9 protein-coding genes, 1 pseudogene and 1 riboswitch are annotated in these 25383 nt (G+C 66.0%); of the genes and pseudogenes, 5 read left to right on the top strand and 5 right to left on the bottom strand.

Going from position 1 to position 25383, the window contains the following annotated elements:
• The 3 genes and pseudogenes from SE92_RS11800 to SE92_RS11790 all read left to right on the top strand — a co-directional run.
• Positions 1-499, top strand: a pseudogene (locus tag SE92_RS11800) (hypothetical protein); the annotation flags it as partial.
• Between the two features lie 71 nt (positions 500-570).
• Positions 571-17181: a leukotoxin LktA family filamentous adhesin gene (locus SE92_RS11795; protein ID WP_063195857.1), complete on the top strand. Its 16611-nt coding sequence runs from the start codon at positions 571-573 to the stop codon at positions 17179-17181.
• Between the two features lie 3 nt (positions 17182-17184).
• Positions 17185-18864, top strand: a complete 1680-nt coding sequence (locus tag SE92_RS11790; protein ID WP_063195856.1) for a ShlB/FhaC/HecB family hemolysin secretion/activation protein — start codon at positions 17185-17187, stop codon at positions 18862-18864.
• A gap of 201 nt (positions 18865-19065) precedes the next feature.
• Here the strand turns inward: SE92_RS11790 and bluB are convergent, their stop codons facing one another.
• Genes bluB through cobU form a run of 3 tightly spaced genes read right to left on the bottom strand, consistent with a single transcriptional unit; the run spans position 19066 to position 20984 of the window.
• Complete coding sequence (gene bluB, locus SE92_RS11785; protein WP_063195855.1) at positions 19066-19698, bottom strand: 5,6-dimethylbenzimidazole synthase; 633 nt, start codon at positions 19696-19698, stop codon at positions 19066-19068.
• A gap of 3 nt (positions 19699-19701) precedes the next feature.
• The gene (cobS, locus tag SE92_RS11780; RefSeq protein WP_063195854.1) at positions 19702-20484 is read right to left on the bottom strand and encodes an adenosylcobinamide-GDP ribazoletransferase; all 783 of its coding nucleotides are present in this window, start codon (positions 20482-20484) and stop codon (positions 19702-19704) included.
• Positions 20481-20984: a bifunctional adenosylcobinamide kinase/adenosylcobinamide-phosphate guanylyltransferase gene (gene cobU / locus SE92_RS11775; RefSeq protein WP_063195853.1), complete on the bottom strand. Its 504-nt coding sequence runs from the start codon at positions 20982-20984 to the stop codon at positions 20481-20483. Before cobU ends, cobS begins: the two co-directional genes overlap by 4 nt.
• Positions 20985-21106: 122 nt before the next feature.
• Here cobU and cbiB point away from each other — a divergent pair, with 122 nt between their 5' ends.
• Complete coding sequence (gene cbiB / locus SE92_RS11770; RefSeq protein ID WP_063195852.1) at positions 21107-22048, top strand: adenosylcobinamide-phosphate synthase CbiB; 942 nt, start codon at positions 21107-21109, stop codon at positions 22046-22048.
• A gap of 11 nt (positions 22049-22059) precedes the next feature.
• On the top strand, positions 22060-23025 hold the full coding sequence (cobD, locus tag SE92_RS11765) for a threonine-phosphate decarboxylase CobD (protein WP_063195851.1): 966 nt from the start codon (positions 22060-22062) through the stop codon (positions 23023-23025).
• On the opposite strand, the gene SE92_RS11760 is transcribed toward cobD, so the two are convergent.
• Together SE92_RS11760 and cobO are read right to left on the bottom strand one after the other, a co-directional pair.
• Entirely contained in the window at positions 23014-24462 is a 1449-nt protein-coding gene (locus tag SE92_RS11760) for a cobyric acid synthase (RefSeq protein ID WP_063195850.1), read from the bottom strand. The genes cobD and SE92_RS11760 overlap by 12 nt on opposite strands.
• Positions 24463-24468: 6 nt before the next feature.
• Positions 24469-25104: a cob(I)yrinic acid a,c-diamide adenosyltransferase gene (gene cobO, locus SE92_RS11755; RefSeq protein WP_063195849.1), complete on the bottom strand. Its 636-nt coding sequence runs from the start codon at positions 25102-25104 to the stop codon at positions 24469-24471.
• 40 nt (positions 25105-25144) lie between these two features.
• A riboswitch (cobalamin riboswitch) is annotated at positions 25145-25364 on the top strand.
• The last annotated feature ends 19 nt before the right edge of the window (positions 25365-25383 follow it).

Raw genomic sequence — 25383 nt, 5'->3', positions numbered from 1 at the left:
CGACGTGCGCGCGGCGATGACGAAGGATTTCAACGCCAAGCCCGATGCCATCAGGGCGCAGGACAACGCCGCCGAGCTGACGCACAGCATCCTGCTCTCCGTTCCGGAGTTGCTGCCGAACGGCGGCACCGCCGAGCTCTCCTACGTGTTCGGCTACAAGTCCAAATCGCTGATCCAGGTCGGCGCGGTCTGGTCGAAGGGGACCGACGCGGCGATGACGCCGGAGAAGCTGTTCTCCAACGCCAACATCCTGCGCGCCCACTTCATGGGCGAAGGCTTCAAGCCCGAGTCCATCGCGGTCAACATGCCCGTCGCCGGCGGCATCGTGATGTTCCGCGGCAGCGACGCCAAGGATCGCTCGGTGATCCTGCTGCTGCAGGGCACGTTCGAGAACAAGGAGAACAACCAGCGTCTGCTGACGCCGACCAGCCTGCTGCTGTTCTACGTGGCCGACGCCAAGAGCCCCGACATCTTCAAGCTGCCGCCCGGCCAGTTCTGATGCCGGACGGCGGCACGACATTCTCCCACCCGGTTGTGGATCGGCGCCAATGCCGATGAAGAGGATCTGACATGCGCGGACCATCTGCGGCGCAAGACAATGACGAGCTGACGACGTTGCGCAAGCTTTCGCGCTTCCGCTCGATGTCGCTGCTCTGCGCGATGCAGATGGTCTTCCTGCCGGTGTACAGCGTCCGCGTTCAGGCGCAGACGGCGAACGTCATTCTGCCCGACGGCCGCACCGGGACGAGCTTGCAGACCTCCGGCAACGTCACCAACGTCACGACGTCGACGGTCTCGGGCGCCAACGCCTTCAACTCGTTTTCGCAGTTCAGCGTCGGGCAGGGCAACACGGTCAACCTGCAGCTGCCGACCGGCACGCAAAATCTCGTCAACATCGTTCGCGACGCGCCGGTCTACGTCAACGGCACGCTGAACTCCTACATGAACGGCGCGATCGGCGGTAACGTCTATTTCGCCGATCCCAAGGGCTTCGTGGTCGGCCGCAGCGGCGTGGTCAATGTCGGCAGCCTCAACGTCTCGACGCCGACGCGCGAGTTCACCGACAGCCTGATCGGCGCGGGCGGGCAGATCAACCAGTCGGCGGTCGGCAATCTGATGGCGGGCTCGTTCCCGGTCTCGCCCGACGGCAACATCCGCATCTACGGCCGTGTCAATGCGATCGACGGCGTGCGCCTGACCGGGCAGAACGTCTTCGTCGGCGGCGCCACCCAGCGTGACATCGCCAATCTCGATCATGCGGCCAAGTTCGCGGCCTCAGTCAACTCCAAGGGCCTGCGCAGCGCCAGCTCGATCACCGTCAGCAACGGTTCGATCCATATCGGCGCCGTCAACAACGCGCGTGTCAACGGCCGCCTGACCGCGCGCAGCAAGACCTCGACGCCGAGCAACGTCACGGTCGAGGCCGGCAACAATATCGATGTCGGCAAGAACGCCAGGCTGAACATTGCCAGCAAGACCGGCGATGCCGGCGAGATCCGCCTGAAGGCGGCCCAGAACCTGACGGTCGCGGGCGGGGCCAAGTTCGACGCCAGCGCGAAGACCGGCAATGCAGGTCTGGTCGATTTCAGCGCGAACGGGATCATCGACATCGGCCAGGGTATCAAGGTCAACCTCAGCGCGGACAACGGCAAGGCCGGCACGCTGCTGATCGACCCGACCGACCTTGTCGTCGGTGATGCCGCCCAGGGCGACACGGGCGTGACGCTGTCGAACAGCTCTGTGGCGGCTGCGATCAACGGGCTCAGCGCCGGTGCCACCTACCTCATCCAGGCAGACAACTCGGTCACGCTGGCGGCCCACGCGGTGGTCGATACCCGTCGTCTCGATGCCAATGGTTATTCGACGGGCAATGCCAACGACATCCGGATAGAGGCGCGGATAATCGATATCCAGAACGGCGCGCAAATTCTCGCGCAGGCTGTCAACTCCGCCAGCACGCATTACACCAGCGGCAATGTGACGCTCGCGGCGACGGCGAGCGACAGCAAGCTGTCGGGCCAAGCCACTGCGACGTCGGGAATTACGGTCGACGGCCGGATTACCGGCGGTGACATCACGATCGCATCGGTCTCGACGGCGTCGTCCAGCTTCACGAGCTCGGTCCCTGGCCTCTTTACGCTGGTGGGCACCACGCTCGCGGCCTCAATGCTCGGCATCAACGGCGGCTACGTGGCCGCGAGCGCCACCGCGACGGTCAATATCAACGGCAACGCCAACATCAACGGCACCGGCAACGTCTCCATCGCCTCGCATGGTTCGGAGACGGCGCAGGATCCGGCGATTGCGAGCACCTTGATCGGCGGCTCGCCGATCGGCGCCGCCGCTGTCGTCGGCAAGATCGACGGCAATGTCAGCACCAATGTTGCCTCCGGCGCCACGATCAGCGCAGGCGGCAACCTCGGCATCCACGCCATCAACGATGCAACGTTGGCCGTTACCGCGGTCGCAGCGACCTCCAGCGCGCAATTCGTCGAGACGGTGGCCTATTCCACCGGCTCGGTCTCGACCACAGCCAATGTCGGGACCGGCGCGAACCTTTCGGTCGGCACCGTGAATGCATCCGGCAACTCGCTGACAGTGCGAGCGATCAATAACAACTCGTTCTCGACCGGCGCCACGTCGGTTGCGCTGAGCACGCCGACCGCCAGCGGTGGTGTTGGCGGGGCGCTCGCGATCAGCGACGTCACCACATCCGCAACCGCGAAGCTCGGCTCGTCGCTGGGCACCAGCGCGTCGTCGCGGATGAACGGCTCCGTTCTGGTCGAGGCGACCTCGAACACGACGAGCAACTCGACCATGGCGTCGACCATTGTCGGTACGCCGGCGCTGGTCGGCGCGATCCAGGGGTTCCTGGTCTCCAGCCCCAGCCTGTCGGGGATGATGGCTCAGCAGATGGTCTCGCTGATGCCGGTGAACTTCAATTTCAAGGCAGCCGGAGCGCTGTCGCTGGCCAACAGCACTGAAAACGCGACGGCATCGATCGGCCAGAATCCGAGCGGCGGCGCGCCGAGCCTTTATGTCAGCGGCAACGTCGCGGTCGTCAGCACTCTCATCGATCGGGGCGTGCGCAGCAATGCGACGGCTTCCGCGATCACCAAGGACGTTACCAGCGGCGAGGGCGTCGCGATCAGCGCGGCGGTCGCCTGGGGCAATTTCAACCACAATTCCAACGCCTATATCGGCAGCGGCACCACCGTCAACGCGGCCAATATCGCCGTTGACGCCACCACCTCGATGCCGATCACCAATACCTGGCTGAAGTGGGACGGACTGACCGAGGTCCTCGGCCATCTCAACGGCAATCTCGGCGTTGGCGGCAATATCCTGACGAGCTATGCCAACGCTACGGCCGACGCTGGCGACGTGATCGGCCTCGCCGGCTCGATGAACCATTTCGTCGTCAACAACAACACGACGGCCTGGGTGGCCGGCAGCGCCAGTCTGACCGCGACTTGCACCACCGCGGCCTGCGGCAGCAGCTGGTCCGCGACGGTCAACAACGGTGACGTCCACACCTACGACACCAGCGTCCAGATCGCGGCGACCACGACCATGGCGTCGATCGACGCGGCCGGCAATGTCGGCACGCTCGGCTTCCTGTTCGGCAACACCTCGGGCGGATCGTCCGTGGGCGGTGCGCTCAATCTCGTCCAGTTCAACACCAACACCATCGCCGGCGTTTCGGACCGCGCAACGCTGCGCGCGGCGGACGACATCGCCGTCAACGCGATCACCTCGGACCAGTTCGTCGCCGTCGCGCCGTCGTCCGGCAAGGCCGCCGGAGCGCTGGCGTTGAACGGCATCACCTCGCTCGGTTTCCTGAACAACACGACCCATGCGTCGATCTCGAGCCAGGCCACCGTCTATGCCCCGACCGTCGGCATCCTGGCGCAGCAGGACCTGTCGGTCGTGACCCTGTCCGGCGCGATGAGCTACAATGGCAGCGGCGGTTCGGCGGTCGGCCTGTCGGTCGCCTATCTCGGCGCGAATACCGACACTTCCGCCTATATCGGCGATAACCATTCCGACATCCGGCCCGGCGTGTTCAGCGCCAACGACCCGTTCGCCGGCACCAGCGGCGGAAGCGGATCGGTCAACGTCGACAATCTGACGCTGAGCGCGACCACCTCCGGACGCATCACTGCGGCCGCCGTCGCGGCAGCGGTCTCAGATCCGGCGTCGTCGAGCTTCTCCGACAAGGCCGACGCTGCCGGCGCCGCCGCGACCGGAGGGGCTGCCGGCGTGGCAACGGCCGCCAGCAAGATCAGCTCGACTTCGGGATCCAGCACCAGCGGCTTCAGCCTCGATCTCGCTGGCAGCTCGTCGGTGAGCGACGTCTCGCTCGGCACCAGCGCCTATATCAAGAACACGACGGTCAACAAATACACCACGGCCAGCGCTGTCACGACCAATACGATCGTTCAGGCGCTCAACGACACCATGCTCAACAACGGGTCCGGCTCCGCGGCGCTCAATCTGGCCGGAGCGTCCGCCACCGGGGCTGCGATCGGCGGTGCGATTGCGTCGGCGATGTCGAACAATGCGACGCTCGCCTATATCTACGGCACCACCATGAACGACCAGAGTTCGGTGACGGTGCAAGCGCTCAATGGCGGCTCGGAAACCGTCGTCGCTCTCGGCGTGGCGGGATCGAGATCCAATTCGGCGTCGCTCTCGGCCTCGGTCGGCATCATCACCGACAGCGCCAACGCCTATATCGAGAGCTCGACGATCACGGGCCAGGCGACCGGCGTCAATCGCGCGCTCGAGGTTGACGCCTACCAGACCACGAACATTGCGATCGGGGGCGGCTCGCTCTATCTATCGGGTGGCCAGGTCGGCGTCGGCATCGGGCTGACCTATGCGTCGATCGCCGATCCCTCGGGCGGCAACGCCACCGACGCGCATATCCGTAGCACCGGAATCTCGAACTACGACACCCTGCTGGTGATGGCCGACAGCGCCAGCGTGATTGCGGCTGGTGCGGCCTCGGGCGGGGGAGGGGCCAGCGCCAACAGCCTTGCCGGCGCGATCGTCGTCAGCGAGGTCACGCCCACCACGACGGCTTACATCAACAGCGGCTCGACGGTGAACATCAATGTCGGCAGCGTGACGGTGCTGGCCGACAGCGGCGCGGTCTCGGCGCTGGACACGGCGCTCGGCAACCTCGTCAAGAAGTCGAACAACAATCATCTCGCCACGGACACCTGCACGGTTGCCGGCGGCACGGGCGGGCAGAACTGCATCGACTTCAGCGCGTCCGCGCTCAACGACGGTACCGGCAACGGTCCGGGCGCCAGCATCGTCTCCGTTGCGGGTCTGATCCAGGCCGGCAAAAACAATGTCGGTGCCTCGATCGTCTACAACACCATCGCCACCACGCATTCGGCCTACATCGCCAACGTGCTGATGTCGGCCCCGGGCAATGTCCGCGTCAGCGCGGTCGATTCCTCGAAGATCCAGGCGGTCACGATCGGCTTTGGTCTCGCGACCGGACAGTTCGCCGGCGTCGGCGGCACGACGATCAGCTCGATCAGCAATACCGTTTCGGCCGCGATCGGCAACAATTTGTCGAGCGCGTCGCAATCGTCCGTCACGGGCCGCAATATCTCCGTCAACGCAACCGACAGTTCCAGCATCACCGGGACCGCCGCGATCGCGGGCGCCTCGACGCAAGGAAGCGCCGCGGGCCTCGCGCTCGTCTACAGCAGCATCGCCAACAATGTCAGCGCCGGCGTCACCGGCTCAAAGCTGATCGCCTCGGGCAATGTCGGGGTCAACGCGAACTCGAACGCCAACATCTCGACGGTCGCGGTCGGCATTGCGATGTCCTCGCAGGTTGGCCTCGCGGGTTCGGTCGCCACCAATCTGATGGGGACCAACGTCACCGCCGGCATCACCGCCGCCGGCACCAACGGCATCAACGGCGCCGATGTCACCGCGACCAACAATGTCGGCGTGGTCGCGGGCAACAACGACAAGGCGGCCGTATTCGCCGGCGCCCTCTCGATCAGCAAGGGCGCGGCCGGCGGCGCGGGCTCGCTGGTGACCAACCAGATCACCGGCACCACCGCGGCCTATATCACGGGCGCGAACACCAAGGTCGACGCGCTCGGGACCAGCTCCACCGATACGCTGTCGGTCAACAACGGCACGCTGGTCCATGCGTTCGACCTTGGCACGGCCCACGCGCCGACCGACACCACGCCCGATCTCTCCGAGAACCAGGACAGCGTGCGCGGCCTTGCCGTGGTCGCAAGCTCGCATCAGGCGGTCGTGACCAACGTCGCTTCGGTCGCCGCGAGCGGCGGCATCTCGATCATGATCAACCCGATCACCAACGTGATGAGCGGGGCGACGCGGGCCTATATCGACAGCGCGGCCATCGACACGCGCCTGACCTCCTCGACGCTCAAGCCGCAGATCGAGGTGGCCGCGTCGAGCTTCTCCTATTCGGGCGCGTTCGGCGCCGGTATCGCCTATGGCAGCAGCGGCGGCGGTGGCGCGACCATCATCTCGACGACGATGTCGCGTGAGACCTTTGCCTATATCACCAATGCCACGGTTGGCGGCGTCCAGTCGTCGAGCGAGACGGTCGGCGCCGTCACCGTGAAGGCCAATGCGGAGCAGGATGCGTCCTCGATCGCGATCGGCTTCAACACCGGCTCGGTCGGGCTGAACGTGTTCCAGGCGACCACGGAAGCCTATGTCGACGGCGGGGCGGTGACGGCTTCGTCGTTGACTGTCAACGCCAACAACAACACCGGCATCTTCTCCGCGAACGGCTCCGGCGCCTATGGCAGCCAGGCCGCGATCGGCGCGGCGTTCCTGGTCCAGGTCTCCTCGAACCGGACCCTGGCCTATGTCGGTGACGAGTTCCGCTATCAGGGCAATGGCGCTGCGCACACCACCGCGCTCAACTTGAGCGGCGCGCTCGACGTCGAAGCCAAGACCAAGAACCGTTTCGAGGCCTACGCGATCGGCGGCGCGCTCTCGACCGGCACGGCGGCGATCGCCGGCATGGCCAATATCGAGGTCGCTAACAACACCACCATCGCCGGTGTCTACGACACCACGCTGCAGGGGGTGACGGGCGGTACGGCAGGCGCGGTGACGATCAACGCGACCGAGGACGTCGCGATCAAGGAGATCGCCGGCGCGCTTGCTGTGGGCGCCAGCGGGGCAGGGGTCGGCGTTGGTGCTGCGGCCAACGTCATCGTGTTCAAGAGCCGGACCGTTGCGGAGAGCTGGAACAGCAATCTGAACTCGGTGGGCGCCATCAACGTCAATGCGCTCAGCACCAAGGAAGTGCTGTCCTACGCGGTGACGGCCGGCATCGGCGGCAGCGTTGGCATCGGCGCGACCGTCGGCGTCATCATCATCGGCACCAACACGGCCGATGCGGATACCCAGGGCCAGCAGACCGGCCAGCTCAATCAGGGCGGCAACGGCACCATCGCATCGGTCAACAGCGGCACCAGCAGCACGCACGGCAGTGACGCCGTCGCGAGCGGCACGGCCGGCAATCCGAACAGCGCCAATGTCAACTCGACCTACGACGTCAGCAATGTGCTGAGCGGCGGCAGCGACGTCGTGGTCGCGCAGATCGCGGGCGGTAACGTCAGGGGCTCGCAGGTCAATGTCGGAGCGACCAGCGCCAACGCGGCCAAGATGTATCTGCTTGGTGCGGGCTTTGCAAAGAACGTCGGCATCGGTGCGGGCATCGGCTACACCAGCGTCAACAGCACCGTGGTGGCCAATCTGAGCGACTACGGACGCAACGGCTCCGGGGTGCTGGTGGCCGCGGATACGCCTTTGGCCGTCGTGGCGCCGTCCGTCAGCGTTGCGGCGGTCGTCAAGGACGCCAACACCGGCCCTTATGCCGGCAAGACCATCGACACCGAGGCGATCGCCGGCGGTGCGGCGCTCTACTTCGGCGCCCAGGCCGCCGTGGCGGTCGGCAATGTCACCAACACCGTGACGGCGCTGCTCGGCGGCAATATTAGCGGCACGGGCGGGACCGGCGCTGCCGTCATGGCGCAGGACTCCACGACCCAGGTGGTCTTCACGGGCGGCGTCTCCGCCGGTGCCGTGGCCGTCGGCGCTTCGGTCGCGACAGCAAGCCGGCACAGCTCGGTCGCAGCGCGAGTCTTGAACGGCGCCACCATTAGCACCTCGCAATTGTTGATCGGCGCAGGCGGGGCAGGCACCCTGAGCACGACCGCAACCGCACTCGGCGGCGGCATCGTCGCCGGCTCGGGTGCGGACGCAGAGGCCACCGAGAACTCGGGCGTGCTGGCGGAGATCGGCGCCGGCGCCTCGATCACGACGTCCGCGAGCGGGATCGGCACGCTGGTGTCGGCGGCGATTGCGCCCAATTTGTCGAGCGAAGCGATCGGCGTTTCGGTCGGCGGCGGAGCCGTCGGCGTCGCCATCGCGAAGTCCACGGTCGGCGCCACGGTGACGGCCGATGTCGGCGACGCCGTCAGCTTCTCGGGCGGTGCGCTCGACGTGAGCGCCAAGGCGCTGGTTCCGACCAGCGGCACGACGACCTGGGCGAAGGCGCTTGCCGGCGGCGGCGGCTCGCTGATCGGCGCGCAGGGCAGCTACGCCCAGGCGTCACAGAACGCGACCGTGAGTGCCTATGGCGGGGTGGGGATCAGACTGCCCAACGCCAACGTGACCATCGAGGCCGAAAACGACAGCGCCCAATACGCCGAGGCGACCGGCCTTTCGAGCGGGTTCCTGGCGCTCGGCGCCACCGTCGCGCAGACGTCATCCAGCGCGCACACCTATGCCTATCTGGGGGCGCCCGCGGACATGGATGCCGCGAACCACGGCAATTACACCGGCGTCCTCTGGATCAAGGCCACCGGCACCGACACCAACGTCTCCAATGCGACGGTCGGCGCGGGCGGCACCTATGCCGGCGTGGCGGCGGTCGCCACCACCGGCTCGACCGCGGTGACCAACGCACGGTTCGACGGCGGTTCGACGGACGACACGCTCTATTTCGGCGGCTTCCGCATCGACGCCAAGCACACCACGAACTACATGGCGAGCGGCGACGCCTATCAGGCGTCCACGGCCGGCGTGTCGGCCGGCAAGGCGCGGAACGACGTCGACTCCACCACCACGGCCGAGATCGGCACGCATCTGATCATCAATTCGGCGGCCGGCGACATGGTCGTCATCGCCAACGACATCGTCAACCAGGGCGGCGGCGGTGCGCGTTCGGGTTCCGGCGGCTCGTTCTCGGGAGCGGCCGCGCTCAGCGAATCCTTCGTGACGCAGAACGTCACCACCAATATCGGCGCCGGCACGGTGCTGAGCCTCAACGACGATCCCAGGACCTCGACCGCGGCGATCAACATCGAGGCCTACAACACGCTGAACACCAACGACACCGCCAGCCTCGCCACCGCCAGCTTCTTCGCCGGCGGCGGCGCCGAATCCAACATGACGGCGAATGCCACGCTCGCGGTGAACATCAACGCCCGGCAGCTGTTCAGCGCCGGCAAGATCTATGTCGGCACGGCGGCCAAGATGGCGGCGGCCAACAACGCCAATGCCAGCCTCTATGGCGCGATCGCGGGCGTCGGCGCCAGCACCAACAGCTGGGTGCATGCCACCCAGTCCGTGAATGTCGGCGACAACACGAAGATCGTGGCCTGGCGCGATATCACCATGTATGCCGGCCTCGCCGGCGACGGCTCGGTCTTCAGCAGCGTGCAGGCGACTGCGACGACGGTCGTCTACAACAACACGGCCATTCCGATCTCGACGCTCTACCGCGGCACGGCCAATGCGGACGACACCACCAGCCTGACCCTCGCTCCGACCTCGAGCGTGCTCGGCGCCCGAAATATCTATCTGGGCGCCACGCAGGGGCAGGTCACGGCCGCCGGCAACGGCAGCAACTACAATCCGTATCTCGACATCTTCAGCGCCAAGAACAGCGACAACCACAGCCACACCAGCGGCACCGGCGACGTCGCGCTCAACGGCCTCGTGGTCGCGGGCATCAACAACGATTTGAGCATCACGATCAACCTCGGTGCGAGCACGCCGACCCTGAGCACGACGAGCCCGTACTCCGCGCTGACGCTCGAATCCGTTTCCGACGTCAATCACTTCAACCCGGTGATGAGCTGGAACCACCAGACGGTCCAGTACACCACCATCGGCAACTTCAATCCCTATCAGCTGGTGGTCAACCAGCTGGCGACGCTGACCGGCCTGACCGAGACTCAAGTTCGCTCCCAGCTCGCGGCCGCGACGGCGACGAACCCCGCGACCATGTCGCCCTCCGGCACCGATCCGACCGGCGACATCCAGCGCCAGATCGACACGCTGATCAAGCAGGCGCCGTTCACCTCCGACGCGCCCGGCAACGCCTTCGCTTTCGGCGACATCCTGGTCTCCGCCGGCAACGTCTCCATCCTGGCGCAGAAGCTGACCGGCAACAGCGGCACGAACCCGGCCGCGCCCGCAGTCATCGCGCGCAGCTCGCCCTTGATCAAGATCGAGAACAAGGGCCTCGACTTCATGAGCCTCGGCAACCTCACGGTCACCGACGTGAGCGGAGGCAACATCACCTACCGCCAGATCGACCATGTCGACCCGGATTCACACTCCAACGTGACCTTCACCGCGATGCCGAGCGCTTCGCCGGTCATCGACATCTCGGCCACCTACAATCGCCTGGATCCCGACAGCGGCCAGGGCATCGACCAGAACGGCAACGTGCTGACCCGCACGCCCGACATCTATTTCAACGGTGCCGTCAACAATCCGAACGGCCTGCTCAAGGTCGTCAACAATCTCGGCAGTGTCGTCGCATCGCAGTCGCTCAGCGCCGCGACCGTCCAGATCGTGGTGCCCAAGGGCACGTTCACCTTCCTCGGCGGCATCGGCAGCTTCTACGACAGCAGCAGCGCCGTCACCTCGCAATGGGCCAGCACCGAGAACAGACCGGAGGACGCGCTGACGGCGGTGATGACGGCGGCGACCTATCTCGGTGCCTACGGCGACTACTATACCGCTCCGCATATCGGGTCGGGAGGCGATCACCCATATTTCTATTATTGCTGCGCCAGCGGCAGTAGCGGCATCTATGCACCGGTCGGCAACGCCGACGCCAGCACGATCTTCACCGCGCGCATGCTGATGACGTTCTACGACGGCACGTCGCTCTACTCGTCGATATTCCTGCCGATGGGCCAGGGCGCACCCGGCAACGGCAATCCCAACGCCGGCAGCGTGCCGAGCGTCAGCACGCTGCAGCAGATCGAGGGGCCGACCAGTCAGGTCATCTCGACTGCGCCGTGGGAGAAGACGACCTATGATGGGCGGAACGTCTACGCGGATAGCGGTCCGTACAAGACGCCGTTCAATTGTGCGGGCTGCTCGGCGTTCTTCCAGGTCATCAACATCCAACCGGATGCGATCACGCCGAAGACCGCTGAGACACCGGCCACCGTGACGGACACCCGGACCATCAGTGCCCAGGCAGTGATCATCTCGGCGTCGGTGATCAACATCAACGGCATCATCCAGGCCGGCTCGAGCAGCAATTACTCGGTCAACATCGGCGCCGACGCCGCGCAGCAGGTCACGAATCTCAAGAACAACAGCGCCGCCTTCGCCCAGGCCCAGGCCAACGCGCGGAACGGCAGTTATGTCGACATCGCGGGGGCCAACCTGACGACCTCAGGCACCGGCGACGTCAAGATTGGCGTCAGGTACAACGCTCTCACCGACCAGTTTATGCTGAACGGCGTGGTACAGGGCGCCGGCGGCTACGTCTATCTGAACGGCAAGATCATCTCGACCTCGACCGACAATACCCAGACCCAGGGCAATATCGAGATCAAGGGCGGTGCCGGCACGATCACGGTCAACAACACCAGCGGACTTGCACTCGTCACCAACACCATCAATACCGGCGCCACCGCGCAAAGCGTGGTCGAGATCGTCGACCAGCTCCAGGGGAAGACGACGTGGTATGTCTACGATCCCAAGGCGGCGAGCAACCAGCAGGTAACGAAATACGAGACCAACAGCGTCACTGCGGCCGCGGTCGACCCGTCGATGATTACATCCAGGACTGGTACTGCCGGCATCCAGTACGCGACGCAGGCGAACATGCTCTATCAATGGGTCGACACCGCAACGCTGGATCGCCCGACCAACAGCACGCAGTTCGACTACGGCTGGCACTTCACGCCCAATCAGGCCACGGGGGCGAACTGGACCACCACGACCAGCCTGGTTTCCGGCGTCCAGAGCACCAACTACCAGAAGGTCACCACCGCCACCGGCAGCTATCACTGGGCGGACGGCGTGGACGCGCAAGGCAACATCAATCCACTCAACACCCATCCCGACAAGTGCTGCGGTGCGGACGCCCAGTTCAATTGGTACCAGGCGATCTACGATCATCTGACGCTCACGCTGACCAACACGGTCAAGGCGTCGAACCCGATCAACATCAAGTTCACCGGCGGCGGCAATAGCGACGTCCTGGTCAATTCGACCTCCGGCATCGTCATCAACGGGTCGATCAACAACCTTCAGGGCACGACGACGCTCAACGCCACCGGCACGAACTCGTCCATCACGGTCGGCGCCAATGCCAACAACCCGGTGATATCAGGCACGAGCGTGACGCTTCGGGGTGACGGCGGCATCGGCACGCTCGGGGCCACCAAGGCTCCCGTCCAGGTGCAGCTCTATGGCGGCAGCCTGACTGCGAGCTCGATCGACCGCGACATCGCGATCGCAGCCGTGGGGGCGCTGTCGATCAACCAGGTCAAGGTGAATTCGGCGGGCGCCACGCCGCAGGGCAACGTCTTCCTCTCGGCGGTCGGCGACATCAACTCGGCGTCCGCCTACAACCCCGCCAACCCGGTCGTGATCGGCAAGAACATCGAGATCAACTCCACGTCCGGTGCGATCGGTGCGACGAGCGCCGTCGTCAACGGCGCGAGCACGCTGACCAACATCAATCCGCTGGTGATCCAGGCGACGGGGACGGTCCAGGCGGGCGGCAGCGTCGACGGCGGCGTGCTCGACAGCACTTCTGCCACCGGCACCTACATCATCCAGTCCAAGGGCGACCTCCGCCTCGGCACGATCCAGTCGACCGGCGGCCCGGTCTTCCTCGAAGCCGCCGGCTCCGACGGCAACCAGGCCAGCATCCTCAATGGCCGGGCGGCGGTCGGTCTCACCCAGGCGCAGAGCCAGCATCTGCAGGACGTCTGGGCCAGCCTCGATCTGCTCAGCGGCAACGCCGCGACCAACGCCGTCAACAGCTACCAGTCGATGGTGACGTCGGCCTACAACGACTATTTCCAGCTCAAGAACATCGCTTTCCCCAACGGCAGCACCTACAACCCCACCTCGGTGGGGCAAACGGTGCTGCGGGCGCAAGTGGCTGCCAAGCTCGGCATCGATCCCGCCGACGTCACGACGACGCAGATGAAGACCGAGGCGACGACGCGGTTCCTGCGGGACCAGTTCCTGCTGGGCAAGATCAGCACCGACGAGCTCAAGACCTCGCTGACGAGTTTGCTCGGCACCGCGCCTGCGGATCCGCTGGGGACGGTGTTCGGCAGTTCACTGTCCACAACGCTGTTCACCAAGCTGTTCGACGGCGTCTCGACGGCCAATCAGCGCCTGCCGACCAACACGGCGCTGCAAACGGCGCTGAACACCTATAACGCGAACTACAGCTATACGCTGGCGTCGACCGAGCGGGTCTACGGCATCATCACAGCGGGCGCGCAGTGGACGCAGAGCCAGCTCGCCTACACCGTGTCGTCGTCGTCGATCGGCGCGGCGCCGCCGCCGATCGACGAGAACGTCATCGCCAATGTCAGCGCCAACCAGATCATGCTGTATGCGCCGCGCGGCTCGGTCGGCAATTCGGCCGCGCCCCAGACCTTCACCTTCACCAGCGTCGATGCGTCGTCGCTGACGACGGAGCAGAGGGCATTGCTGTCCTCGGCCGGCCCCGGCCAGCTCACCGTCGGCGCGGTGACCGATCCGACCAGCCATGTCACGACCTATACGGTCAGCCTGTCGCAGCAGAATCTCGTCGTCGTCGACAACCCGATCGCGATCTCGGCCAAGGCGCTGACCAATATCTATCTCGGCAGCAAGAACGGCCTCGCGCTCGGCGGCGTCACCGCGAATTACGGCCCGATCACGGCCGCGCAGGCCAACGGCATCGAGGTGACCGGCCGCGGCGACGTCAAGCTCGACGCCGTCACCAGCATCTCCGCCAATGTGGGCGGGGCGGTGATCTCCGGCGACATCGCCAACCTGACGCTGATCGCCGAGCGCGGCAATGTCGGTGCTCCCGGCGCCGCCGGCGGCAATCCCGCCAACAATTCCAACGCGCTTCAGATCGCCTTTGCCGATCCGGGCCACGACCAGCTCGACCAGGTCTCGTCGGCGCAGGGCATCTACGTGAAGCAGACCACCGGCGATCTCATCCTCGGCAACATCTCCGCCGGCAACGCGATCCAGCTCGCCGCAGCCGGCAGCATCTACGCCGAGGCCGATTTCACCGACCGCAGCGCGATCCACATCCTCGGCACTGACCTCGACCTGCGCGCCGGCGGCAATATCGGCTTCAACGGCTCGTCCTTCCAGCCGTTGCAGGTGAACATCTCCGGCGCGGTGACCGGCACGGCGGTCGGCGATCTCAGCATCCTCGCCGTCACCGGCGATCTCGCGGTCGGCCGGAGCGGCGCCTATGGGTCGCTGACGGCCGGCGGCGCCCTGACGTTGAACGTGGCGCGCGGCGCGCTCGCCATCAACACCAGCATCGGCAGCGATGGCCTGATGCAGCTGCTCGCCAATCGCGGCATGACCTTCGCGGCCGGCACCAGCACGGCGCCGGTGGTCGCGACCAGCAGCTCGGACGGCGTGACGCTAGTGGCCGCGACGCTGTCGATGGGTGCCTATTCGGCCATCAACGCGGCCGGATTGATCTCGGTGACCACCACGGGCGATGCGACGATCGGCCAGCTGAATTCGTCGCAGTCCTATGCCGCCGCATTGAACAGCCCGTCGATCATCGTCACCGCCGGCGGCGTCGCCTCGCTCGGCGCGATCGTCGACAATGGCGACGGCCAGACCAAGTTCCTCGTGTCCGGCGCCGGCGCCGACGTGTCGCTGAGCGCTTCGAACGGCATCGGCGGCGCGACGAGCCGGTTCACCACCAACGCCACGCGGCTGTCGGCCAGTGCGAGCGCCGGCAGCATCTACCTGAAGGCGCTGACCGACACCGAGGTGAGCCTGCTGTCCGCGGCGAAGGGCAGCGTGGACATCATCGGCACGGGCGGGCTGACGCTCGACCAGGTGGTGGCGGGCACCGCGACCGGCGCGACCGGCAGCTTCAGCGCCGTCGCGAACAACGGCAGCATCGTGATCGGCACCGCCGACAGCAGCGGCTCGCAGACGATCCACGCGACGGAGAATGTGACGTTCAAGTCGCTGGCGACCACCGGCAACAGCGGCGATGCCGGAAGCATCAACGTCACCGCGGACACCGGCTTCATCCTGGCCCAGACGGTGATGTCGGGCGGCGTGGCCACGCTCGGCTCAGTCGCGGCCCATGGCTCGGCAAGCCTGCTGGCCGCCACGACCATCACCGGCAATACGCTCGCGGCGACGACAGGCTCCGGGCTGCTGACGGCCAACGGCGGCGCGATCAACTGGAACGCCCTCAATGTCGGGACGACGCTGGGCGTGACCGCGGGGCAGGGCAGCATCAATTTGCAGACCGCCCAGAGCGGCGGCACGCAGACCATTCACGCCCGCGACAATTTCACCTTCAATGCGCTGACCACGACGGGCGTCAACGGCGATGCCAGCAGCATCAACGTCACCGCGGACAACGGTTTCATCCTGGCGCAGACGGTGATGTCGGGCGGCGTCCCGACACTCGGCTCGGTCTCCGCCCATGGCTCGGCGAGCCTGATCGCCGCGGGCACCAACACCGGTCACAACCTCACGGCCGCGACCGGCAACGCAGTCCTGAGCGGCACGGTCGTTCGTTGGGATAATCTCAACGTTGGCGGCACGCTCGACGTCACCGCGACGACGGGAGGGATCACTCTCGGCACCGCTATCAGCGGCGGCACGCAGACCCTGCATGCCGTGAACGACATCGTCTTCAGCCAGCTCACCACGACCGGTATCCCGGGCGATGCCGGCGACCTCATCGTCAGATCCGACACCGGTTCGCTCCGCGGCGGATCGATCTCCGCCAACGGCGATACGCGTTTCGAGGTGGCCGGATCGGTCTCGTTCGACCGGATCAGCGGCAACATCGTCAAGATGACGTCGTCCGGGGATCTGACGATCAACTGGGTCAGTGTCGTGAGCGAGCTCGATCTCGCGGCCGATACGATCAACGTCAGGGGCGAGCAGGTCCGGTCCAACCCGGCAATCCCGATGATCCTGAACATCACCGGCTATAACGGCGGCGTCGCCAAATATGCCAACGTCTGGATCGATCCCGACAGCATCATCGTCAACCAGTTCAGGGTGGTGGATGCGAACTTCTGGACCGACGCGCACGCCGTCTCGATCCTGAACGGCTATGTACCGGGTCAATTGTTGCTCACCACGGCAACCCAGCAGATCCTGCTCAACAATCGTTCGCTGGCGCCGGCCAACGGGCCGAGCCTCCAGCTCTACCAGCCCGGCGGCGTGTTCACGATGAGCCAGGTCGGCAACGCCAATGTCAGCAACGCCTATGTGGTGTACTACACCGGCGATATCTCCGCGACTGTCACCAATTACGGGCCGAGCCACATCTGCTGCAACGCCTTCACCGGCGCCAGCATGATGCGCAACATCGCGGTCGACGGCGAGGGCAAGGAGAGTATCGAGTCCTGGCTCGCAAAGAAGGATGGCGGAACGTTCTACCTGCTCGGCCTCTCCGGCCAGGCGCGTCTCGACGCGCTGCTGACGCCGCGGCCGGTCGAGGCCGTCGGCTCCGGTCCCGCCGTCAACATCGAGGGCCTCAGCGACATGCGCAAGCTGCGCCAGAAGGGGCAGCGTGCGGGCCGCGCCGGGTGGAAGGACGCAAGCGTGCAGACGGCGAAGCCGGCCGTGAGCCGTCTCGCGGAGGCGTGGTAGAGAATGCGGGTTCTGAGGGCAGCTCTGGTGATCGGGCTTGCAGGGTCCTGCATTGCATCCGCACGCGCCCAGTCGATCAATCCCGGCGTGATCCAGAACGATGTCGACCGGCAGCGCCGCCAGCTCGAACAGCAGAGCGCACCGCCGAAGCTCACGGGGCCGGCTGTGATCGGCGGCGAGCGCGAGAAGCCACAGCTCCTGAGGCCGGGCGGGCCGAAATTCCGCCTGCGCAAGGTCACGTTCGACGAATCCAGGTTCATCACGCCGGCCGAGCTGGATGAAATCGCGAAGAAATATGTCGGCAAGGACGTCGATATCGCCGCGCTGTTGCAGCTCGTCGCCGACATCAACGCCGTCTATGCCGCGCGCGGCATCGTCACGGGCATCGCGACGCTGCCCGAGCAGGATGCCAAGGGCGGAATCGTCCGCGTCAAGCTGACCGAAGGCCGGCTGCAAAAGACGACCGTCGAAGGCAACAAGCAGACCCGCACCGACTACATCCTTCAGCGCGTGAAGGAGCCCGAAGGCGAGGTGCTCGACGTTCCCAAGCTCAACCGCGACGTGATCTGGTTCAACCGGACCAACGACGTGCAGATCAAGGCGCTGCTGCAGCCCGGCACGAGCTTCGGCCTCACCGACCTCCAATTCGCGGTGATCGAGCCGCCGGTCGACACCCTGCAGCTCTTCACCGACAACCAGGGCGCCGAGAACACCGGGCGTTGGGAGGGCGGGGCCTTCTACAAGCGCCACGGCCTGTTCGGGGTCGATGACCGCCTGACCTTCTATGGCGTCCGATCCGACGGAAATCTCAACGGCAACGTCGCCTACAGCATCCCGGTCAATCCCTGGGGCGGTCGCGCCGGCCTCAGCTATACCGAAGGCAAGATCAAGATCGTCCAGGGACCGTTCGTCGCGCTCGACGTCACCGGTCGGTCGAGCCAGGCGGCGGTCAATTTCAGCCAGCCGGTCTGGGTGACACAGGACTGGCTGGTGCTGCTCAACGCAGCCCTGACCGAGGGCAAGACGGTCAGCCGCTTCGCCACGGTCGCCGTGACCGACGACCACTACGACAAATCCACGGCGGGCCTCTCGGTGACCAAGTCGGGCAACACCTATTCGATCACGGTGTCGCCGGCGGTGAACTACGTAGCGTGGCACGACTACGTGCTCGGCAACAACCGCGCGTTCAGCACCTATACCGGCTCGCTGATCGCGACCAGCGCCGCGGGACCGGCGAACTTCAGCGCCAATGTGCTGGCGAGCTGGCAGTACACGCAGGAGAAGCTGCTGCCGGGCGACCAGATCTTCTCGATCGGCGGCCCCACCACCGTGCGCGGCTATCCCTCCAACGCGGCATCCGGTGACAGCGGCTATTATTTCAACGCCGAGCTGCACTACAACTGGTCGCAATGGCTGAGGGGCTTCGACACCTATATCTTCACCGATTACGGAGCGGTGTATTCGACCTTCCCCGGCGTCACCGAAATGGCTTCGGTCGGCGTCGGCTTCTCCTGGACCTATGCGTCATTCATGACCTTCGAGGCGAACTACGCGACGCCGCTGAAGATGGCGGTCTCGACCCAGAACCATTACGAGGCCTATGGCCGCGTGATCTTCCGGCCGCTGCTGATGTTCCAGAAGCAGGAAAGTGCTGCGCCGGCGGTTGCGGCACGTAAGTCGTAACCGGCGCTTCCCGTGTTCCGGACGCGGTGCGGCACGCAGTGACGCGCCGCAGAGCCGGGACCCAGAAGGCCATAGCGCCGGCTGTCGCGTGGGCCCCGGCTCTGCAGCGCACCGCCAAAGAGGCGCTGCGCTGCGTCCGGGGCACGAAACCGGAAGTCTTGAACAGTTTGCGTCCGGCGAACGAGCTTGTGCGCCGCTCGATCAACGCCGCAGCGTAAATTCCTCCGCCCCGCGCCGGTGCTCCCATCTCGCCTGCTCGAGCTCCGGCTGGTCGCACTCGACTTCGGGATAGCCGATGCAGAGATAGGCAATGAACTTCCAGCTATTGGGTACGTCGAGAACGGCGTGGATGCGATCCGGATTGAGGATCGACACCCAGCCGAGACCGATGCCCTCGGCGCGCGCGGCGAGCCACATCGCCGTGATGGCGGCGACCACGGAATATTCCGTGGTCTCCGGCATGGTAGCGCGGCCGAGGCCGTGGCCGATGTCGCTGGCCTTTTCGGCGAACACGGCGAGATGGCCGGGCGCCTGCTCCAAGCCCGACAGTTTCAGCGTGGCATAGCGCGCCGCACGTTCGCCGGCATAAGAACCCAAAGCGTCGGCATTGCAGGCCTTGAAATCGTCGGCCACGGCACGGCGGCGTGCGGCATCGTCGACGACGACGAAACGCCAGGGCTGGCTGAGGCCGACCGATGGCGACAGACATGCGGTCTCGATCAGGCGATCGATCGCGCCATCCGGAAGCGGGTCGCTGCGAAACCGGCGTACGTCGCGACGCCACACGAACAGCTCGCGCAAATGCCGGCGGAAAGTGTCGTCGAACTCGACCATGAACTAGCCTCCCACCTGGAAGGCGGCCGCAACCAGCAGGATCAGGATCTCGCCCAATTGCTCGAACGCACCGAGGATATCGCCGGTCTGCCCGCCGATCTGCCGGATGGCGAGCCGCGCCAGCATCAGGCCCGCGAGCGACAGCAGAAGCAGGCCGACCAGCGCCTTGCCGGGCCCCAGCGCGAGGGCGAGGGCGAGGGCCCCAAGTGCGAACGCAATGGCGACGCTGCGGCCGGGCGGCGCTCCCGCACTCGCCGAGAGGCCGTCTGGCCGCGCCGGGGGTACCAGCGACATGAAGGCGGGCACACCCGCGCGGGCCGCAATGTGCGCGGCGCAGAGCGCCAGCGTGACGGCCCATGGATTGGCGATCGCGGCGATCGCGCTCCAGCGCAGGCCAAACGACAGGATCAGCGCGCAGACGCCATAGGTCCCGATCCGGCTGTCGCGCATGATATCGAGCTTGCGCTCGCGCGTTCGCCCGCCGCCGAGCCCATCGGCAGTGTCGGCAAGGCCGTCTTCATGCAGTGCGCCGGTGATGAGAGCGGTCGCCGTCAAGGCGAGCAGGGCGGCAAGGTTCGGTGTCAGTCCGAACCGGCTGGCGATCTTGTAGACCATCGCGCCGACAAGGCCGACCAGCAATCCCGCAACGGGAAGCGCCCAGGTCGCGCGCGCCACGGCACCGTCGCCTGCGGGCTTCGACGATGCGACGGGAAGAATCGTCACGAACGACGCCGCCATCCGGAGATCGGCAACGATGTCTTTGAGAAGCTCGGCGCGCGGCATCATTTCAATTTCATGGGAAGGCCGGCGACGATGAACTCGACCTCGTCGGCAACGGCCGCGATGTTCTGGTTCATGATACCCGCGGCGTCGCGAAAGCTGCGGGCCAGCGCGTTGTCGGGGACGATGCCGAGGCCGACCTCGTTGGTGACGAGGACGACGGGGCTGTTCAGACGGGGCAGGGCGGCGGCGAGCTCGGTCACCTCTCGTTCCCAATTGCGCTCGGCGTGCATCAAATTGGAGAGCCACAGCGTCAGGCAATCCACCAGCCGTGCGCCGCCGCCATCGCTCGCGACCAGCGCGGCCAGGAGATCGAGCGGCACCTCGCGCTCGATCCAGTCGGTTCCGCGCCGCGCGCGATGGCTGGCGATACGTGCTTCCATCTCGCTGTCGAGCGCTTCGGCCGTCGCGACGTAGACGGGCCGCCCAGGAAAGGCGCGCGTACGCATTTCCGCGCGCTTGCTCTTGCCCGATCGCGCCCCGCCCGTGATCAAGATGACGGCCATGAAAGTCTCCTCGAGGGCCTGACTAATCACCAAACGCGGTCAAAGACAAAGCCGAAATCAGGCCGCCGGGGGCTTGCGCTTGGCCCACGCTTTGCGCAACAGGGGCGTGACAGGAGGTAGGATTGGGCTTTGCGGGCGCGATGGTGGTGGCGATGGCGGTGGATGCCCTCTTGGGCTGGCCGTCGTGGCTGTTCGCGCGCATCGGCCATCCCGTGACCTGGCTGGGGCGGCTGATCGGTGTCATCGATGCCGGTTGGAATCGCGATTCCGATCCACCGGCACTCCGCCGTGCCGCGGGCGTTGCTGGAGCGTCCGTGGTGATCGCGATCTCGGTTGCGGTCGGCTGGATGCTTCAGGTTTTGCTTCCCACGGGCTGGCTCCAGATCGTGCTGGTTGGTGTCCTCTCCTGGCCGTTGGTCGCATTGCGCTCGCTGCATGATCATGTCGCGGCGGTGGCGGCGCCGTTGCTGGCCGGTGATATCGCCGGCGCCCGCGAGGCGGTCTCGCGCATCGTCGGCCGTGATCCCACAGCGCTGGATGAGGCCGGCATCGCGCGCGCGGCGATCGAGAGTCTTGCCGAGAACGCCTCGGACGGCATCGTCGCACCGGTGTTCTGGGGCGCGGTGTTCGGGCTGCCCGGAATCTTGGGCTACAAGGCGATCAACACGCTGGATTCCATGATCGGCCATCGCAGCGAGCGCCACGAAGCGTTCGGCTGGGCGGCCGCGCGCATCGACGATCTCGCCAATTTCATTCCGGCGCGCCTGACCGGATTCCTGTTCGTGCTGCTGGCACCAAGACGATCCGAGGCGCTGTCGTGCATGACGCGCGATGCGCGCCGTCACCGCTCGCCCAATGCCGGCTGGCCGGAAGCAGCCATGGCCGGCGCGCTCGGCGTGCGGCTCAGCGGCCCCCGGATCTATCACGGCAGCACGACCGACGAGCCCTGGCTGAACGAGGGCGCGCGCGATCCGCTCGCCCGCGACATCGCTGAGGCACTGACGGTCTATCGCCGCGCCATGCTGCTGCTCGCCGGTATGCTTGCGATCCTGGCCTTCGCGTGAAAGAAGGAGGCATGCGCGAGCACGGTGGAAATCTCGATCTGGCCCAGCAGCGGTTTGGCGGCCGCACTGATGACTGGATCGATCTGTCGACCGGAATCAACCGGGTGCCTTACCCCGTGGGCGGGGTGAGCGCGCACGCATGGACCGCGTTGCCGTCGCGTGCCGAGATCGAGGCGCTGCATCGGGCGGCGCAGCACGCCTATCGCACGCGCGCGCCGATCGTGGCGACGGGCGGTGCGCAGGCCGCGATCCAATTGCTGCCGCAACTCGGGCCGCCCGGCCGCGCGCGCATCCTAGCTCCGACCTATAATGAGTATGCCGGTGTGCTGTCGGCCGCGGGCTGGGATGTGCAGGAGGTCAGCGAGCTCGGCGCGCTGGCAAGCGCAGACCTCGCCATCGTCGTCAATCCCAACAATCCCGATGGCCGGAATCAAGCGCCAAAGGATTTGCTGGCGCTGCTGCCGCGCGTCGGCCGTCTCGTCATCGACGAAAGCTTTGCCGACTCCGTCCCCCAGACATCGCTCGCGCCCGAAGCGGATCGGCCTGGACTGTTGGTCCTGCGCTCCTTCGGAAAATTTTACGGCCTTGCGGGACTGCGGCTGGGATTTGCAATCGGTCATGCCGCCGATATCGACAAGCTTGCCGCGATGTCGGGGCCATGGCCCGTCTCAGGTGCGGCGATCGCGATCGGCTGCCGCGCCTTGCGCGATGGTGCCTGGTCGGAAGCCACGTCCGAGCGGCTCGCGAGGGACTGTGCTCGCCTCGACGAAATGGCGCGAGGGCAGGGCTGGCGGCTTGTCGGCGGCGCTTCGCTGTTTCGACTTTACGGGACGCCGGACGCTCTTGCTGCGCAGGAGAAGCTCGCACGCAGCCAGATCTGGTCGCGCGCCTTCGCGCACAATCCGGCGTGGCTGCGCCTCGGGCTGCCCGGCAGCGAAAGCGAATGGACGCGGCTTGCCGAAGCGCTAGCGCGCTAGCGCGAGCAGGCCGTCGACGTCGAGATGTTTTTCGATGTGTTCGGCCAACGCATCGAGCGCGCTCTCGACCCGGGCGTGATAGGGCTCGCTGCCTGCGGGAATGTCGAGCTTGGCGAGATAGGCCTTGCGAAAATCATCCGAGGTGAAGAGGCCATGCAGATAGCTGCCCTGCACCCGGCCGTCGCGCGAGACCGCGCCTTCCGGCTCGCCGTTCAGCTTCGCGAATGGGCGAGCGCGATCGGGCCCGTCGGTGCGGCCGATGTGAATTTCGTAGGCCTCGATCGGCTGATCCGTCGCCGCATGCACAGCCGCGACGCGTGTCAACGTCTTGTGCGGGCTCATCACCGTCTCGACATCCAGCAGCCCCAGCCCTGCTGTGTCTCCCGCAGGGCCTTCGATGCCTTCGGGATCAGCGACGCTGCGTCCGAGCATCTGATAGCCGCCGCAAAGGCCGAGCACATGGCCGCCCCTACGGTGATGAGCAAGCAGATCGATGTCCCAGCCCTGCGCGCGTAAAAAGGCGAGATCGCCGCGGGTGGACTTTGAGCCGGGGATGATGACGAGCCTGACGTCGCCGGGGATTGCCTCGCCCGGGCGCACCATCACGAGGTCGACGCCGGGCTCGAGCTTGAGCGGATCGAGATCGTCGAAATTGGCGATGCGCGACAGCGCGAGGCAAGCGATCTTGCATTGGCCGGGCTTGCGCGCATCGCTCAGGCCCAGCGCATCCTCGGCCGGCAACTCGCCGGCGCGGGCAAACCAGGGCAGCACGCCGAAGCCACGCCAGGCCGTCTTCTCCGCGATCAATCTGTAGCCGTCGTCGAACAGCGTGGGATCGCCGCGGAACTTGTTGATGACGAAACCCTGGATCATTGCGGCGTCGTCAGGGTCGATCACGGTCTTGATGCCGACGAGCTGGGCGATGACGCCGCCGCGGTCGATGTCGCCGACCAGCACGACCGGAACATCGGCCTTGCGCGCAAAGCCCATATTGGCGATGTCGGACTTGCGCAAGTTCACCTCGGCCGGGCTGCCTGCGCCTTCGACCAGCACCAGATCAGATCGTGCCTTGAGGCGCTCGAAACTCTCCAGCACCGCGCCCATCAGTGACGGCTTCATCGCCGCGTAGTCGCGCGCACGCGCGGTCGCGATGCGCTTTCCATGCACGATGACCTGCGCGCCGACGTCAGTCTCGGGCTTGAGAAGCACCGGATTCATGTCGGTGTGCGGCTCGACGCCGGCGGCCAGCGCCTGCAGCGCCTGGGCGCGGCCGATCTCGCCGCCGTCGACGGTGACGGCGGCGTTGTTCGACATGTTCTGCGGCTTGAACGGCAGCACACGCAAGCCCCGCCGCGTGAAGGCGCGCGCAAGGCCGGCGACGATGAGCGACTTGCCCACGTCCGAGCCGGCCCCCTGGATCATCAACGCGCGTGCCATCGTCGTTCAGAACTCGACGCCGGCCTGCGCCTTGATGCCGGAGCGGAAGGGGTGCTTGACCAGCGTCATCTCGGTGACGAGATCGGCGATCTCGATCAGCTCGTCCTTGGCGTTGCGCCCGGTGAGCACGACGTGAGTCATCGGCGGCTTCGAGGTCGTCAGGAACTCCACCACCTCGGCGATGTCGAGATAGTCGTAGCGCAGCGCGATGTTGATCTCGTCGAGCACGACCATGCGCAAGCTCTCATCTGATATCAGTTCCTTGGCCTTCTCCCAGCCGGCGCGGGCGGCGGCGATGTCGCGGGCGCGGTCCTGCGTCTCCCAGGTGAAGCCTTCGCCCATCGCGTGGAACTGGCAGAGATCGCCGAAATGGCCGGTGAGCAGGCGCCGCTCGCCGGTGTCCCAGGCGCCCTTGATGAACTGCACGACGGCGCAGGGGAAGCCATGGGCGACACAGCGCACGATCATGCCGAAGGCCGAGGAGGACTTGCCCTTGCCGGCGCCGGTGTGGACGATGATGAGGCCCTTTTCGCCGCTCTTGGTCGCCATGATCTTGTCGCGGGCGGCCTTCTTCTTCGCCATTTTCGCGGCGTGCCTGCTGTCGGTATCCTCAGTGGTTTGGGTATCCGGTTCAGGCGTCATGGGTCCCGGTCCTTCGGCTTGACAAGAGGCGGCCACCGGCAAATGGTGACCCTGCGTTGGTTCCTGTCCTATGACAGGCGAAGAGGGAATGCGATAGGGTCCGAATCGGCAAGATTTGGGTCCAAAATGCAGCCGCCCCCGCGACCGTGACCGGAGAGATGCCCAAAGCCACTGATTCCCTGGGGGATCGGGAAGGCGGGGATCGAAGGGCAAAACCCTGCTCCGCAAGCCGGGAGACCTGCCAGCGCGACGAGTTTTGGACCGGCGGACGGGGTGTTC

The sequence above is a fragment of the Bradyrhizobium sp. AT1 genome (assembly GCF_001590795.1).
Taxonomy (GTDB): domain Bacteria; phylum Pseudomonadota; class Alphaproteobacteria; order Rhizobiales; family Xanthobacteraceae; genus Bradyrhizobium.
The sequence above is the reverse complement of the archived record's forward strand: the minus strand, read 5'-3'. Positions and strand labels throughout refer to the sequence as shown.

What these genes read in the sequence shown, in the direction of transcription:
- cobS (WP_063195854.1), bottom strand. Translation starts at nt 20,484, where the DNA reads ATGATGCCGCGCGCCGAGCTTCTCAAAGACATCGTTGCCGATCTCCGG.
- cobO (WP_063195849.1), bottom strand. Translation starts at nt 25,104, where the DNA reads ATGACGCCTGAACCGGATACCCAAACCACTGAGGATACCGACAGCAGG.
- cobU (WP_063195853.1), bottom strand. Translation starts at nt 20,984, where the DNA reads ATGGCCGTCATCTTGATCACGGGCGGGGCGCGATCGGGCAAGAGCAAG.
- SE92_RS11760 (WP_063195850.1), bottom strand. Translation starts at nt 24,462, where the DNA reads ATGGCACGCGCGTTGATGATCCAGGGGGCCGGCTCGGACGTGGGCAAG.
- cobD (WP_063195851.1), top strand. Translation starts at nt 22,060, where the DNA reads ATGCGCGAGCACGGTGGAAATCTCGATCTGGCCCAGCAGCGGTTTGGC.
- SE92_RS11790 (WP_063195856.1), top strand. Translation starts at nt 17,185, where the DNA reads ATGCGGGTTCTGAGGGCAGCTCTGGTGATCGGGCTTGCAGGGTCCTGC.
- bluB (WP_063195855.1), bottom strand. Translation starts at nt 19,698, where the DNA reads ATGGTCGAGTTCGACGACACTTTCCGCCGGCATTTGCGCGAGCTGTTC.
- SE92_RS11795 (WP_063195857.1), top strand. Translation starts at nt 571, where the DNA reads ATGCGCGGACCATCTGCGGCGCAAGACAATGACGAGCTGACGACGTTG.